This window comes from Pseudomonadota bacterium (assembly GCA_041395565.1).
Taxonomy (GTDB): Bacteria; Pseudomonadota; Gammaproteobacteria; order UBA9214; family UBA9214; genus UBA9214.
The window spans coordinates 18,423-33,292 of the sequence record JAWLAI010000011.1 but is presented as its reverse complement, the minus strand read 5'-3'; the positions used below and the strand labels follow the sequence as shown (position 1 = coordinate 33,292).

General features: G+C 61.2%; 10 protein-coding genes, 2 tRNA genes and 2 rRNA genes. 3 read left to right on the top strand and 11 right to left on the bottom strand.

The window, feature by feature from the left end; translation table 11 throughout:
• Window positions 1–11 precede the first annotated feature (11 nt).
• The 5 genes from R3F42_16015 to tyrS form a co-directional block, all read right to left on the bottom strand.
• Window positions 12–2,873, bottom strand: a 23S ribosomal RNA gene (locus R3F42_16015).
• A gap of 390 nt (window positions 2,874–3,263) precedes the next feature.
• Window positions 3,264–3,339, bottom strand: a tRNA-Ala gene (locus R3F42_16010).
• Window positions 3,340–3,555: 216 nt separating this feature from the next.
• Window positions 3,556–3,632, bottom strand: a tRNA-Ile gene (locus tag R3F42_16005).
• Between the two features lie 130 nt (window positions 3,633–3,762).
• Window positions 3,763–5,288: ribosomal RNA gene (locus R3F42_16000) — 16S ribosomal RNA — on the bottom strand.
• The 16S and 23S rRNA genes sit together here with 2 tRNA genes alongside, the layout of an rRNA operon.
• A gap of 393 nt (window positions 5,289–5,681) precedes the next feature.
• The gene (tyrS, locus tag R3F42_15995; GenBank protein ID MEZ5543521.1) at window positions 5,682–6,884 is read right to left on the bottom strand and encodes a tyrosine--tRNA ligase; all 1,203 of its coding nucleotides are present in this window, start codon (window positions 6,882–6,884) and stop codon (window positions 5,682–5,684) included.
• 182 nt (window positions 6,885–7,066) lie between these two features.
• Here tyrS and R3F42_15990 point away from each other — a divergent pair, with 182 nt between their 5' ends.
• Complete coding sequence (locus R3F42_15990; GenBank protein MEZ5543520.1) at window positions 7,067–8,506, top strand: peptidoglycan DD-metalloendopeptidase family protein; 1,440 nt, start codon at window positions 7,067–7,069, stop codon at window positions 8,504–8,506.
• A 37-nt stretch (window positions 8,507–8,543) separates the two neighbouring features.
• Window positions 8,544–9,653 carry an anhydro-N-acetylmuramic acid kinase gene (locus R3F42_15985; protein MEZ5543519.1) on the top strand — a complete coding sequence of 370 codons (1,110 nt, stop codon included), beginning with the start codon at window positions 8,544–8,546 and terminating at the stop codon, window positions 9,651–9,653.
• 63 nt (window positions 9,654–9,716) lie between these two features.
• Here R3F42_15985 and erpA read toward each other — a convergent pair whose 3' ends face one another.
• From erpA to argC, 4 genes are all read right to left on the bottom strand, one after another.
• A complete protein-coding gene (gene erpA, locus R3F42_15980; protein ID MEZ5543518.1) occupies window positions 9,717–10,070 on the bottom strand; it encodes an iron-sulfur cluster insertion protein ErpA in 354 nt (117 codons plus the stop codon).
• Window positions 10,071–10,139: 69 nt separating this feature from the next.
• Window positions 10,140–10,622, bottom strand: coding sequence for a polymer-forming cytoskeletal protein (locus R3F42_15975; GenBank protein MEZ5543517.1), 483 nt, complete (start codon window positions 10,620–10,622; stop codon window positions 10,140–10,142).
• Between the two features lie 47 nt (window positions 10,623–10,669).
• On the bottom strand, window positions 10,670–11,356 hold the full coding sequence (locus tag R3F42_15970; protein ID MEZ5543516.1) for a DUF6776 family protein: 687 nt from the start codon (window positions 11,354–11,356) through the stop codon (window positions 10,670–10,672).
• 93 nt (window positions 11,357–11,449) lie between these two features.
• Window positions 11,450–12,484 (bottom strand): N-acetyl-gamma-glutamyl-phosphate reductase, encoded by a 1,035-nt coding sequence (argC, locus tag R3F42_15965; protein MEZ5543515.1) that lies wholly within the window; start codon window positions 12,482–12,484, stop codon window positions 11,450–11,452.
• Between the two features lie 167 nt (window positions 12,485–12,651).
• Here argC and R3F42_15960 point away from each other — a divergent pair, with 167 nt between their 5' ends.
• The gene (locus tag R3F42_15960; GenBank protein MEZ5543514.1) at window positions 12,652–13,989 is read left to right on the top strand and encodes a chloride channel protein; all 1,338 of its coding nucleotides are present in this window, start codon (window positions 12,652–12,654) and stop codon (window positions 13,987–13,989) included.
• 60 nt (window positions 13,990–14,049) lie between these two features.
• Here R3F42_15960 and R3F42_15955 read toward each other — a convergent pair whose 3' ends face one another.
• Window positions 14,050–14,253, bottom strand: a complete 204-nt coding sequence (locus R3F42_15955) for a dodecin family protein (protein MEZ5543513.1) — start codon at window positions 14,251–14,253, stop codon at window positions 14,050–14,052.
• A 40-nt stretch (window positions 14,254–14,293) separates the two neighbouring features.
• Window positions 14,294–14,845 (bottom strand): GTP cyclohydrolase I FolE, encoded by a 552-nt coding sequence (gene folE, locus R3F42_15950; protein MEZ5543512.1) that lies wholly within the window; start codon window positions 14,843–14,845, stop codon window positions 14,294–14,296.
• Window positions 14,846–14,870: the final 25 nt, after the last annotated feature.

The following is a 14,870-nucleotide window of genomic DNA, read 5'->3' as shown; positions in this document are numbered from 1 at the left end:
TTGGGTGTTATATGGTCAAGCCTCACGGGCAATTAGTACCGGTTAGCTTCACGCATTGCTACGCTTCCACATCCGGCCTATCAACGTCGTAGTCTTCAACGGCCCTTCAGGGGACTCGAGGTCCCAGTGAGATCTCATCTTGAGGGGGCTTCCCGCTTAGATGCTTTCAGCGGTTATCCCGTCCGATCATAGCTACCCGGCAATGCCACTGGCGTGACAACCGGAACACCAGAGGATCGTCCACTCCGGTCCTCTCGTACTAGGAGCAGCTCCTCTCAAATCTCCAACGCCCACGGCAGATAGGGACCGAACTGTCTCACGACGTTCTGAACCCAGCTCGCGTACCACTTTAAATGGCGAACAGCCATACCCTTGGGACCGGCTACAGCCCCAGGATGTGATGAGCCGACATCGAGGTGCCAAACTCCCCCGTCGATATGGACTCTTGGGAGGAATCAGCCTGTTATCCCCGGCGTACCTTTTATCCGTTGAGCGATGGCCCTTCCATGCAGAACCACCGGATCACTAAAGCCTGCTTTCGCACCTGCTCGACCTGTCAGTCTGCAGTTAAGCTCCCTTATGCCTTTGCACTCATTGCGCGATGTCCGACCGCGCTGAGGGTACCTTCGCGCTCCTCCGTTACTCTTTGGGAGGAGACCGCCCCAGTCAAACTACCCACCATACACTGTCCCCGACCCGGATAACGGGCCTAAGTTAGAACCTCAAACATACCAGGGTGGTATTTCAAGGTTGGCTCCACGCGAACTGGCGTCCCGCTTCAAAGCCTCCCACCTATCCTACACAAACAGGTTCAAAGTTCATGCAAAGCTGTAGTAAAGGTGCACGGGGTCTTTCCGTCTAGCCGCGGTACGCTGCATCTTAACAGCGAGTTCAATTTCACTGAGTCTCTGGTGGACAGTGTAGCCATGTTACGCCATTCGTGCAGGTCGGAACTTACCCGACAAGGAATTTCGCTACCTTAGGACCGTTATAGTTACGGCCGCCGTTTACCGGGGCTTCGATCAAGAGCTTCGCCTTGCGGCTGACCCCATCAATTAACCTTCCGGCACCGGGCAGGCGTCACACCCTATACGTCCACTTTCGTGTTTGCAGAGTGCTGTGTTTTTGATAAACAGTCGCAGCCACCTGGTTTCTGCGACCCCCAACAGCTTAGAGAGCAAGTCTCATCACCGTCAGGGGCGCACCTTCTCCCGAAGTTACGGTACCATTTTGCCTAGTTCCTTCACCCGAGTTCTCTCAAGCGCCTTAGGATTCTCTCCTCACCCACCTGTGTCGGTTTGGGGTACGGTCTGTTATTACCTGAAGCTTAGAGGCTTTTCCTGGAAGCATGGCATCAACCACTTCGCTTCACATGGAAGCTCGTTATCACGTCTCAGGATTGTGTCCCCGGATTTGCCTAGGAACACTCCCTACTCGCTTGAACCGGGACATCCAACACCCGGCTGGTCTAGCCTTCGTCCCCTCATCGCAGTAATAACAGGTACAGGAATATTAACCTGTTTTCCATCGACTACGCCTTTCGGCCTCGCCTTAGGTACCGACTCACCCTGCGCCGATTAACGTTGCGCAGGAAACTTTGGCTGGCGTGGTTTTTCACCCGCATTATCGTTACTCATGTCAGCATTCGCACTTCTGATACCTCCAGCAAACCTTACGGTTCACCTTCGCAGGCGTACAGAACGCTCCTCTACCATGCAAACAAGCTGCATCCGCAGCTTCGGTACACTGCTTAAGCCCCGTTAAATCTTCCGCGCAGGCCGACTCGACCAGTGAGCTATTACGCTTTCTTTAAAGGATGGCTGCTTCTAAGCCAACCTCCTGGCTGTCTGGGCCTTCCCACATCGTTTCCCACTGAGCTGTGATTTGGGGACCTTAGCTGGCGGTCTGGGTTGTTTCCCTTCACGACGGACGTTAGCACCCGCCGTGTGTCTCCGTGCTCGCACTTTCCGGTATTCGGAGTTTGCCAGGTTTGGTAAGTCGGGATGACCCCTAGCCATAACAGTGCTCTACCCCCGGAAGTGATACACGAGGCGCTACCTAAATAGCTTTCGAGGAGAACCAGCTATCTCCGAGCTTGATTAGCCTTTCACTCCCATCCACAGCTCATCCGAATCTTTTTCAACAGATCCCGGTTCGGCCCTCCAGTGGGCATTACCCCACCTTCAGCCTGGCCATGGATAGATCGCCCGGTTTCGGGTCTACTCCCAGAGACTCAATCGCCCTATTCAGACTCGGTTTCCCTACGGCTCCCCTGTCACGGTTAACCTTGCCACTGAAAGTAAGTCGCTGACCCATTATACAAAAGGTACGCAGTCACCCCCGAAGGGGCTCCCACTGCTTGTACGCACACGGTTTCAGGTTCTATTTCACTCCCCTCTCCGGGGTTCTTTTCGCCTTTCCCTCACGGTACTGGTTCACTATCGGTCAGTAGGTAGTATTTAGCCTTGGAGGATGGTCCCCCCATATTCAGTCAAGATAACACGTGTCCCGACCTACTCGATTTCACGCATTACATCCTTTTGCCTACGGGGCTATCACCCACTATGGCCGGACTTTCCAGACCGTTCGACTAAAGTAATGCCCGCTTAAGGGCTGCTCCCCGTTCGCTCGCCGCTACTAAGGGAATCTCAATTGATTTCTTTTCCTCCGGGTACTTAGATGTTTCAGTTCCCCGGGTTCGCTTCCGCACCCTATGTATTCAGGTACGGATGACCACCAGAAGTGCCGGTTGCCCCATTCGGAAATCTCCGGGTCAAAGCTTGTTTGTCAGCTCACCAGTTATCGCAGACTACTACGTCCTTCATCGCCTCCTACTGCCTAGGCATCCACCGTGCGCGCTTAGTCACTTGACCATATAACCCTGCTAGTCGTTTATGCTTGATCCTGTTTCCGATTGTGCCAGCTCTTCGCTCGGTCCTCATGTACATGTGTACACCTGGGCCTCGCTCATCGCGCACCTTGCACTCGAAACCATGATCTGCGCCAAACCTTGACTTCGTCGTAGCAATGCAAGTTTCATCGCTGCGACAGGTTATATGCTGACTAACTGGTTACTCGTTTACAAATGTAACATACCCGAAACGAATTCATCACAAATTCGTTTCTATGAGGCAAGCTCTTGAGAGGGGCTTGCCTCGCGCCTATTTACAACTTTCCGAATTGTTAAAGAACAGTACTGATTACGGTGATCAGTCGTGAACAACCTCGACAGGTTGCTCAGGACTGACGACCAGGCTGCGGTATGGTGGAGCCAGTCGGGATCGAACCGACGACCCCCTGCTTGCAAAGCAGGTGCTCTCCCAGCTGAGCTATGGCCCCTTATAACCTCGCCTTTTGCCCTTATGCCGCGTTGCACTCACTTTCGTGGGTCATGGTACCTTGCAGCACATTCCCTATCTCATCGCTCGTGCGCCATGCCTAAGAACAAAGTGCTCGTTCTAAGCCGATATTCGGACTTTTGTGCAGATCGAGGCGAAGAGATGCGAAGTTTATTGGGATAAACGAGCATCGCTTCAACGAAGAGCTGCGCGAAAGTGGTGGGTCTGGGTGGATTTGAACCACCGACCTCACCCTTATCAGGGGTGCGCTCTAACCAACTGAGCTACAGACCCGGTGTGCGCATACGCCGGTCCGGCCCATTGCAGAGCATAAGACTGACGGCCGTTGCATTCCTACAGCCTATTCACTTGATCAGGTAACTTGTGTGGGAGCTCACGCCGCTGGCTGCGACGCATTCTCTTTAAAGGAGGTGATCCAGCCCCAGGTTCCCCTAGGGCTACCTTGTTACGACTTCACCCCAGTCATGAATCACAAAGTGGTAAGCGCCCTCCCGAAGGTTAAGCTACCTACTTCTTTTGCAACCCACTCCCATGGTGTGACGGGCGGTGTGTACAAGGCCCGGGAACGTATTCACCGCAGCATGCTGATCTACGATTACTAGCGATTCCGACTTCATGCAGTCGAGTTGCAGACTGCAATCCGGACTACGACCGGCTTTGTGAGATTAGGCTCCTCGCGGGTTGGCAACCCTCTGTACCGACCATTGTAGCACGTGTAGCCCTGCCCATAAGGGCCATGATGACTTGACGTCATCCCACCTTCCTCCGGTTTGACATCAGCAGTCTCCCTAGAGTGCCCAACTGAATGCTGGCAACTAGGGACAAGGGTTGCGCTCGTTGCGGACTTAACCCAACATCTCACGACACGAGCTGACGACAGCCATGCAGCACCTGTTTTCCAGGCCCGAAGGCACCCCCGCATCTCTGCAGGGTTCTGTCAATGTCAAGGGCAGGTAAGGTTCTTCGCGTTGCATCGAATTAAACCACATGCTCCACCGCTTGTGGGCCCCCGTCAATTCCTTTGAGTTTTAACCTTGCGGCCGTACTCCCAGGCGGTCAACTTAATGCGTTAGTTGCGACACTAAGGGGGTTAAACCCCCCAACGTCTAGTTGACATCGTTTACGGCGTGGACTACTAGGGTATCTAATCCTGTTTGCTCCCCACGCTTTCGCACCTCAGCGTCAGTGTTAGTCCAGAAGCCGCCTTCGCCACTGATGTTCCTCCAGATATCTACGCATTTCACCGCTACACCTGGAATTCCGCTTCCCTCTACCACACTCTAGCCAAGTAGTATCGAATGCAATTCCCAGGTTAAGCCCGGGGCTTTCACATCCGACTGGCTTGGCCGCCTACGCGCGCTTTACGCCCAGTAATTCCGATTAACGCTTGCACCCTCTATAGTTACCGCGGCTGCTGGCACAGAGTTAGCCGGTGCTTCTTCTGTAGGTAACGTCAAGGTAACGGGTATTGTTCCGTTACAGTTTCCTCCCTACTGAAAGTGCTTTACAACCCGCAGGCCTTCTTCACACACGCGGCATTGCTGGATCAGGCTTTCGCCCATTGTCCAATATTCCCCACTGCTGCCTCCCGTAGGAGTCTGGGCCGTGTCTCAGTCCCAGTGTGGCTGATCGTCCTCTCAGACCAGCTACAGATCGTCGCCTTGGTAGGCCTTTACCCCACCAACAAGCTAATCTGACATAGGCTCATCCAATAGTGCGAGGCCCGAAGGTCCCCCGCTTTCCCCCGTAGGGCGTATGCGGTATTAGCCTGAGTTTCCCCAGGTTGTCCCCCGCTACTGGGCAGATTCCTATGCATTACTCACCCGTCCGCCACTCGCCGCCAGGCCGAAGCCCGCGCTGCCGTTCGACTTGCATGTGTTAGGCATGCCGCCAGCGTTCAATCTGAGCCAGGATCAAACTCTTCACTTCAAGTTTGCTTGGTTGCTTTTAGGAGCAACCGGATCCTTGCTCGATGATTACTGTCTAAATTGACGTCCGTTGCCGGACATCAGACACTCTCATCGAAATTTGTTGCATACGCAACCTGTCGACGTGAGCGCCCACACAAATTACCTGATCGAATTTTTAAAGAGCAGTTGCCAGGAACGGTGCCCGACAAGGAGCGCAAATTATACGCACGATTCCAGCCCCGTCAACACCCGATTCGAGAAAATAATCGTGATGCCTTCGTGCCCGCAACCCCGGATGGGGTGCTGAGAAAAACACCCGGCTGGGTCAACCAGTATAGCCGCAGTCCCACGGGAAAGGTAGAGCCGTTTACAACAAATTTTCACCCCGCGCGCCGGGCGGGCAACCCCATGTTCAATCCGAGATTAGGGTTGCGCGCGCGAAGCGGCGCTTGCCCACCTGGAACACATGGGTAGCGCCGGGCAGGAACGAGAGATTCCGGTCCTCGATGCGCTCCCCGTCACAGCGCACCGCACCCTGGCGGATCAGGCGGAAGGCCTCCGAGGTGCTCTCCACCAGGCCGGCCTGCTTGAGCAGGTTGCCGATGCCGAGCCCTGCGGCAGGCGACTGCAGGGTCACATCCGGCATATCATCCGGCAGCGCGCCCTGCTGGAAGCGTGCAATGAACGCCGCCTGGGCCGCCTCTGCCGCCGGCCCGTCATGGAAGCGCGCCACGATCTCGCGCCCGAGCTGGAACTTGATGTCGCGCGGGTTGGCGCCCGCCGCGACGTCGCGCCGCAGCTGCTCGATCTCGGACAGGGGCCGGAAACTCAGCAGCTCGAAATAACGCCACATCAGGCCGTCCGAGATCGACATGAGCTTGCCGAACATCTCTTCCGGCGGCTCGTTGATCCCGATGTAGTTGTTGAGCGACTTCGACATCTTCTGCACGCCGTCGAGCCCCTCGAGGATCGGCATGGTGATTATCGTCTGCGGGCGCTGCCCGTAGTGCTTCTGCAGCTCGCGCCCGACCAGCAGGTTGAATTTCTGGTCGGTGCCGCCGAGTTCGACATCCGAGCGCATGGCCACCGAGTCGTAGCCCTGGATCAGCGGGTAGAGAAATTCGTGCACGGCAATCGGCTGGTTGGCGGCATAGCGCTTGCTGAAATCGTCGCGCTCGAGCATGCGCGCGACGGTGTACTTCGCCGCGATCTGGATGAGATCGGCCGCACTCATAGCGCCCATCCACTGCGAGTTGAACATGACCGTGGTCCGTTCCGGATCCAGGATCTTGTAGATCTGGTGCTCGTAGGTGGCCGCGTTGGCCAGCACTTCCTCGCGCGTGAGCGGCTTGCGCGTGACGTTCTTGCCGGTCGGGTCGCCGATCATGCCGGTGAAGTCCCCGATCAGGAACAGCACCTCGTGCCCGAGTTCCTGGAACTGGCGCAGCTTGTTGATCAGCACCGTATGCCCCAGGTGCAGATCGGGCGCGGTCGGATCGAAACCCGCCTTGACCCGCAGCGGCACCCCGGTTTGCAGCCGCTCGACGAGCTCCGCCTCAACCAGCAGTTCATGCACACCACGGCGTATCTGCGCCAGCGCTTCGGACTTCGACATGAATGAAATTCTCCCCACAGCAGCAGCAGCAGAGATTAACATACGCATCCGGCCAGATGCGCCGGGCCCCGGCGGGAATACGACTCAAGATCACCGCCGCAGCAGGCGATACAGGCTTATTGACCTGTTGACCGGCCATCGCTCTGGGTTTAACTTATGCCAAACCTTTACAAGGGCTTATCGTGACTACCGAGTACCTTAGCAAGCGCGACATCAAGTCGCTGAACGGGGCATCCAGAATCGGGGCGATATTCGACAGGTCCCTCCTCCTCCTGCTGGCCAGCATAGCCGTCATGACGGCGCTGGCACTGAGCTACCCGCGCATCCACAGCGCGCGCACGGCGCAGGACACCGTACTCTCGCTGCCGCCGGCGGCCACGGCACCGCAGGCGGGTCCGGCCGCGCTCGAGGCGCAGCCGGCAGCGACGGCCCTGGCGGCCACCACGGCGCAGGATACGGCCCGCGAATTGCCGTTGCCGGAAACGCAACCGGCGACTGCCCCGGCGCACACCGAGCCGCTCGCGCTGTGGCAGGAAGTCACCGTGAAGCGCGGCGACAGTCTTGCGGCCATCTTCGCGCGCTTCGACATCCCCCCGCAGCAGCTGCAGGCGCTGCTGGACCAGGGCGGACCGGTCGAGAACCTGAAGAAGATCTATCCGGGCCAGACACTGCGCATCCAGTCCAGCAGCGAACAGGGCCTGCTGGGGCTGAGCTATCCGATAGACGAACTCAATACCCTCGAGATCGCACGCCAGGACGACACATTCGATATCAGCACGGTCACCCGCACTCCGGAATTCCGCCACAAGAATGCCAGCGGCGTGATCGACAGCTCGCTGTTCACCGCCGCCGGCAAGGCCGGCCTGGCCGACAGCCTGACCATGGAGCTGGCCGGCATCTTCGGCTGGGACATCGACTTCGCGCTCGACATCCGCAAGGGTGACCGCTTCACTGTCCTCTACCAGGAAATGTATGTGGACGGCGAGAACATCGGTAACGGCACCATCCTGGCCGCAGAGTTCATCAACCAGGGCAAGCGCTACCAGGCGGTGCGCTATACCGATGCCGGCGGTAAGACCGACTACTACTCACTGGACGGCAAGAGCATGCGCAAGGCCTTCCTGCGCACGCCCGTGGAGTTCAGCCGTATCAGCTCCGGCTTCAGCCTGGGCCGCAAACATCCCGTGCTCAACAAGATCCGTGCGCACAAGGGCGTCGATTACGCCGCCGCCACCGGCACCCCGATCAAGGCCACCAGTGACGGCAAGATCGTGCATCTGGGCCGCAAAGGCGGCTATGGCAACACCATCATCATCCAGCACGGCAACAAGTACAGTACACTCTACGCGCACATGTCCAAGTACCGCGGCGGCCTCACGACCGGCAGCCGCGTCAAGCAGGGTCAGATCATCGGCTATGTCGGCAGCACGGGACTGGCCACGGGGCCGCATCTGCACTACGAGTTCCGGATCGACGGCGTGCACCGCGATCCGCTGCGCGTGAAGCTGCCGGGCGCCGAACCGCTGGACGGCAAGTACCGCGCCGATTTCGAGCAGAAGGCCGAGGCGCTCATGGCACAACTCGACCTGGTCCGCGACGTCCAGCTCGCCAGCACCCAGTAGGTCCGCCGCTGCCCCGACCTGCCCGCCGCCTCCCGCCATGGCAGAGCTGTTCGTCGGACTGATTTCCGGAACCAGCATGGACGGCGTCGACGCGGCGCTGCTCGATTGCGGCACACCCCGGCCCCGGCTCCTCGCCACCCACGCGGGCAGTTACTCCGCCGAGCTGCGCCGGGCGCTGGATGCCGCCCTGCTGCTCGACGATCCGCATACGGGCAGCCTGGAAGCGCTCGACATCGCCGTCGGCGAAGCCTTTGCCAACGCCGCCAATGCCCTGCTCGCACAGGCCGGCGTCGCACCCGGCGACGTGATCGCGATCGGCAGTCACGGCCAGACCATACGGCACGAACCGAATGCGCCGGCCCCGTACTCCCTGCAGATCGGCGCTCCCCGCACCATCAGCCAGCGCACCGGGATCGACGTGGTCGCCGACTTCCGCACGGCGGATATCGCGGCCGGCGGCCAGGGCGCGCCGCTGGTCCCCGCCTTTCACCAGGCGGCATTCAGCACCACCGGGGAGACCCGCGTCGTGCTCAACATCGGCGGCATCGCCAACATCACCGTACTGCCGCCGTCGCAGAGCGGCCAGCCAGTACGCGGCTTCGACACCGGCCCCGGCAATACCCTCATGGATATCTGGGCCACGCGCCACCTCGGGACGCGCATGGATGAGGGCGGTCGCTGGGCGGCAGGTGGCCAGGTCGACACCGCACTGCTGGAGCAGCTGCTGGCCGATGCCTATTTCAGCCAGCCGCCACCGAAGAGCACCGGCCGCGAGTATTTCAATGCCGCCTGGCTGGAAGCGGCCGGCGCGGCTAGCGCCTGTTCCGCCCAGGATGTCCAGGCGACCCTGTGCGAGCTGACGGCACGCAGCATCGCCACCGCGATCGGCAACCATGCCGCCGCGGCAACGCGGGTACTGGTGTGTGGCGGCGGCGTGCACAACCCGCTGCTGCTGCAACGGCTGGCGGCTGCATTGCCCGGGATCAGCGTCGAATCCACCGCGGCGGCCGGCGTGGACCCCGACTGGGTGGAGGCGCTCACCTTCGGCTGGCTGGCCCAACGCCACCTGCGCGGGCTGCCGGGCAATATCCCGGCGGTCACCGGCGCACGCGCGGCCGTGGTACTGGGTAGGCTGTTCCGGCACTGAGGCCTTACACCGGAAACAGCGCGGGGGCCCGCAGGCCCCCGCCACAGTCCGGGTGTGCGGCGCTCAGACGGAGAACGACGAACCGCAGCCGCAGGTGGTGGTCGCGTTGGGGTTGCGCACCACGAATTGCGCCCCCTGCAGGCCTTCGCTGTAATCGACCTCGGCGCCGATCAGGTACTGGTAGCTCATGGGATCGATCACCAGGGCGACGCCGCCGTTCTCGACCGTGATATCACCCTCGGTGATGTTCTCGTCAAAGGAAAAACCGTACTGGAAACCTGAGCAGCCACCGCCGGTGATGTAGATCCTCAGCTTCAGATTCGGATTATTTTCCTCATCGATCAATCGCTTGACCTTGCCCGCCGCGGCGTCGGTAAAGGTGATATCGACATCCGTCGCGGTTGCTGCCTCGTTCATGAAATCACTGCCTCGTCAAAAAAAGGTTCACTCGGATGCCGGCAAGTATGGATATCCCGAGTAATTCGGTCAAGTTTTCTCCTTGCCGAGACCCGGCTCCGCCGGCGCCTCGCGCTCGAAACTGACCACCGCGGATTTGCCGCCACCCTGGGCGGCGGTGCCCTTTCCGGCCGGCGCCGTCGTCTGCGCCACCTGGTGCACGAGGCTGCCATTGACCGCGGCGCCCATCGCCATTTCGATGAGGTTGTAGTAGACATCACCGGTAACCTCGGCCCGCGCGGCCAGCTCGATCCGTTCGCCGGAACGGACATCGCCGCTGACGGTACCGTTGAGTATGACGGTAGGCACGCGCACGTCGCCCTCGATCCGGCCGTGCTCGCTGACGGTCAGTACCGATGCGGACCCGGCCTCGGCAATGATGTTGCCCTTGATCATGCCATCGACATGCAGGCCGCCGGTGAAGTGGATATCACCCTCGATCCGGGTCTGCTGGCCGATGATGGTATCGACCCTTGCGCCGCCGCTCTTGGGCTTCTTGCTGTCTCCAAACATATGCCTTCTCCTGTGTTAACCCGCCGCACGCCGCAGCACCCGCCGGCCTAGGGCCAGTCGAATTGCTGCACCACCGGCTCCTGTTTACCCTTGCCTTCCGGACGAATGGTCAGCACCACGCGCTCGGCCTCGAAATCGCCCGGCAGGGTAATCGTCCCCGCGAGATCCTGGAAATAGCGGAAGCGGAACTTCAGGTGCTGGGTCGCCGGCCGGGTGACGTCGACCAGCGTCAGCGCCCCGCGCTCGCCCGCGATCCGGCCGGCGATCTTCCAGTCCACCTCGCCGCTGACGTACTGATCGTTGCGCTTGAGCTGGGTCAGCACGAGATCGAAGTGGTATTCGCCCGCCGCCTTGCCGTGCTCCAGCGTGAAGCGGTGGATATGCAAGCCCGGGTTCACGTCGCCCGGCGCCACGATGCCGCGGTAGAACTCGACCTCCTCGCGCGTCGCCTGCAGTTCCTCCTCGAGCTGGCCGAGGTCCGCCTTGACCGACTGCGCCGCCTCGCGGTCGATCTGGCTGGAGCGTTCGAGGATGGCGACCCGCTCGCGCAGGTCTTCGGCATCGGCAGCGAGTTCCTTGTTCTGCCGTTCCAGCGTCGCGTTTTCGGTGCGCAGGGCCTGCAGTTCGCTCACGCCACGCAGCTTGCCCAGGTCGTAGAGCCGCCAGCCGGTATAGGCCAGCAGTGCGAGGATCCCGGCCAGACCGGCCAGCCGTGTTATGAGGGTACGGTTCATGAACCTGTTGCGGAACGGACCAGCGCCCCGCCTGTCTCTCCGTGGTCCAGCGCCCCGCTGGTGCGGCTCGCGGCAGCCGCGCGCCACGGCACCTCAGGGCAGTAATGCGATATCGGCCAGACCGGTCGGTTCCGCAAGCCCGAACATCACGTTCATGTTCTGTATCGCCTGGCCGGCGGCACCCTTTACCAGATTGTCGATCACCGCGAGGACGACCACGGTATCGCCCTGCTGGGGGCGGTGAACCGCCAGCCGGCAATGGTTGGCACCGCGCACGCTGCGGGTTTCCGGATGGCTGCCGGCCGGCATGACGTCGACGAAGAATTCGTCGCGATAGCGTGTCTCGTAGAGCGCCTGCAGGTCGCTTGCCGGTGCGGTCAGGCGCGCGTAGAGGGTGGCATGGATGCCGCGGATCATGGGGGTGAGATGCGGAACGAATGTGAGCCCCACCGGTGCGCCGGCCATGTGCTGCAGACCCTGGCGGATCTCCGGCAGGTGGCGGTGACCCGGCACGGCATAGGCCTTGAAATTCTCGCTCGCCTCGCACAGCAGGAAGCCGGTGGCGGCCTTGCGGCCGGCCCCGCTGACCCCCGATTTCGCATCCGCGACGAGGTGGTCGGTATCCACCAGGCCGGCCTCGAGCAGCGGCAGAAAGCCGAGCTGGACGGCGGTCGGATAACAGCCCGGATTCGCCACCAGCCGGGCCTGCGCGAGTGCGGACCGGTTGAGTTCGGGCAATCCATACACCGCCTCGCCCAACAGCTCCGGGCAGGCATGCGGCATGCCGTACCACTGCTCCCAGCTCGCCGCGTCCTGCAGGCGGAAGTCGGCGGCCAGATCGATGACGCGCACCCCGGCGGCGAGCAGCGCGGGCACCAGGGTCATGGCCGTGCCGTTCGGGGTGGCGAAGAAGACCACGTCACAGGATTCCAGCTCACCGGCAGCGGGCAACGTGAAGCGCAGCTCCGTGTGGCCACGCAGGTTCGGGAACAGGTCCGCCACCCGGCGACCCGCCTCCGTACGCGAGGTGATCACCTCGAGTTCGACCTGTGGATGGGTAACCAGCAAACGGAGCAGCTCCACGCCCGTATAACCGGTCCCGCCAACGACACCTACCTTGATCTGCATGGGCATTTTTTTACAGCAAACGTTGATTGTTAGCAAAAATAAAACGACGGCACGGCGCGATTGCGGCACGCACCGGCCGGCACGCCTGCCGCCCGTTGTCGGCAACTTGCTGAATCGTAATCACACGGGGTATCGTTCACAACTGATTCCGCGATCCAGACCCCGCCATGTTCGGACACCTGAAGACAACCGGAAGGGAACTGCTTTCCGCCGACGCCTGGAAGACGCGGCTGGTGTTCTGGGCCGGCGCCGTGACCGTCGGCCTGGTGGCCGTCGCCTTCGCCGCCGCCGCCGAGTTCGCCAACGACGGCTTTCATGCGCTGATCGACGCCTGGGCATTCGCCCCACTGGTCGTGTGCCCGCTGGGGCTGGCCGTTGTGGCCTATCTGACGCGCACCCTGTTTCCCGGCTCGCAGGGCAGCGGCATCCCGCAATCCATCGCGGCGCTCGCGATGACGGAGCACGCCACCCGCAGCAGGGTGCTCTCGCTGCGTATCGCCTGCGGCAAGATCATGCTCACCGTCATCGGCCTGTTCTCGGGGGCGGCCATCGGCCGCGAGGGTCCCACCGTGCATATCGGTGCGTCGATCATGTTCTCGCTCGGCCGGTTCGCCAATTTTCCCATGCATTACATGGATCGCGGCCTGATACTTGCGGGCAGTGCCGCAGGGATCGCCGCCGCCTTCAACACCCCCCTGGCCGGGATCCTGTTCGCGATCGAGGAGATGAGCAAGAGCTTCGAGGCCAGGACCAGCGGCACCCTGCTGACAGCGGTCTTCCTGGCGGGCATTGTCGCGGTCATCATCCAGGGCAACTACGCCTATTTCGGCTTCAGCTCCGCCACGCTGACCCCGCTGGAAACGATCCGGCCCGTCCTGATCTGCGGCATCGTGGGCGGACTGCTGGGGGGGCTCTTCAGCCATACCCTGATCTGGAGCACCCGCCGTATCGCGCCGCTGGCGCAGCGCCATCCCTACCTGCTGGCGGCGACGTGCGGCGTGTTCATCGCGGTGACGGGCATGCTCAGCGGCAACCTGACCTTCGGCACCGGCTACCAGGAGGCGCGCATGGTCATTACCGGCGCCGGCGAGTTGCCGAGCGGCTACCCCCTGCTGAAGATGCTGGCAACCCTGGGATCCTACCTGAGCGGCATACCCGGCGGTATCTTCTCCCCGTCGCTGGCGACGGGCGCCGGCCTGGGTTCGGCGCTGGCGCCGCTCATGCCCGGCACCGACGTCGGCGCCATCATTATCCTCGGCATGGTCGGTTACTTCACGGGGGTGGTACAAACGCCAATCACCGCCCTGGTGATCGTGATGGAGATGACCCGGGACACCGGCCTGGTGCTGCCGCTGATGGCAACGGCGTTCATGGCCTACATCACCTCGCGCGTGATCTGCCCCGATTCACTCTATCCCGAACTGGCGCAGAGTTTCCTCGGCAACGATCCCGGCAGGAAGCCGGCGGCACCCGCCGCCAGTGACGGCGGCGCGCCGGATCGCTAGCGCCTGTCACAGACTCCCGCACACAGCATGCGCTTGCGTGCGGGTGCAGGCCACGCCCGCTCAGTCCTTCAACACGAACGAAATCTTCATGTTCACGCGGTACTCCGTGATCTTGCCGTCGGCGACGACCACGCCCTGCTCCTGGATCCATGCGCCCTTGATGTTGTCCAGCGTCTTGCTGGCGCGCTTGATGCCGCTGCTCACGGCATCCTCGAACGATTTGGCGGACGACGCGGTGATCTCGGAAACCTTGGCGATGCTCATGACCGCCCCTCCACGGGTTGTTGTCTGACGGCCCGCGCGCTCAGTCCCTGACGAGGCGCAGGAACTCGGAGCGGGTACGGTCGTGGTGCCGGAATGATCCCAGCATCATGGACGTGGTCATCATCGAGTTCTGCTTCTCCACGCCGCGCATCATCATGCACAGATGCTGCGCCTCGATGATCACCCCGACACCGTATGGCTGGATGATCTGCATCAGGCTGTCCGCGATCTGCTTGGTCAGGTTTTCCTGGATCTGCAGGCGGCGCGCATACATGTCGACGATGCGCGCGATCTTGGACAGGCCGATCACCTTGCCGGACGGAATGTAGGCCACGTGGCACTTGCCGATGAACGGTAGCAGGTGGTGCTCGCACATCGAGTACAGCTCGATGTCCTTGACCAGTATCATCTGATCATTGTCCGACTCGAAGATGGCGTTGTTGACCACCTCGTCGAGCCGCTGGCCATAGCCGCGCGTGATGTATTCCATGGCCCGTGCGGCACGCGCCGGCGTCTTCACCAGGCCTTCGCGCCCGGGGTCCTCGCCGATCCCCCGGATGATGTCCTCGTAGCACTTTTCCAGGTCTGCCATCGCACCCTCCATGCAGCACGGGAGC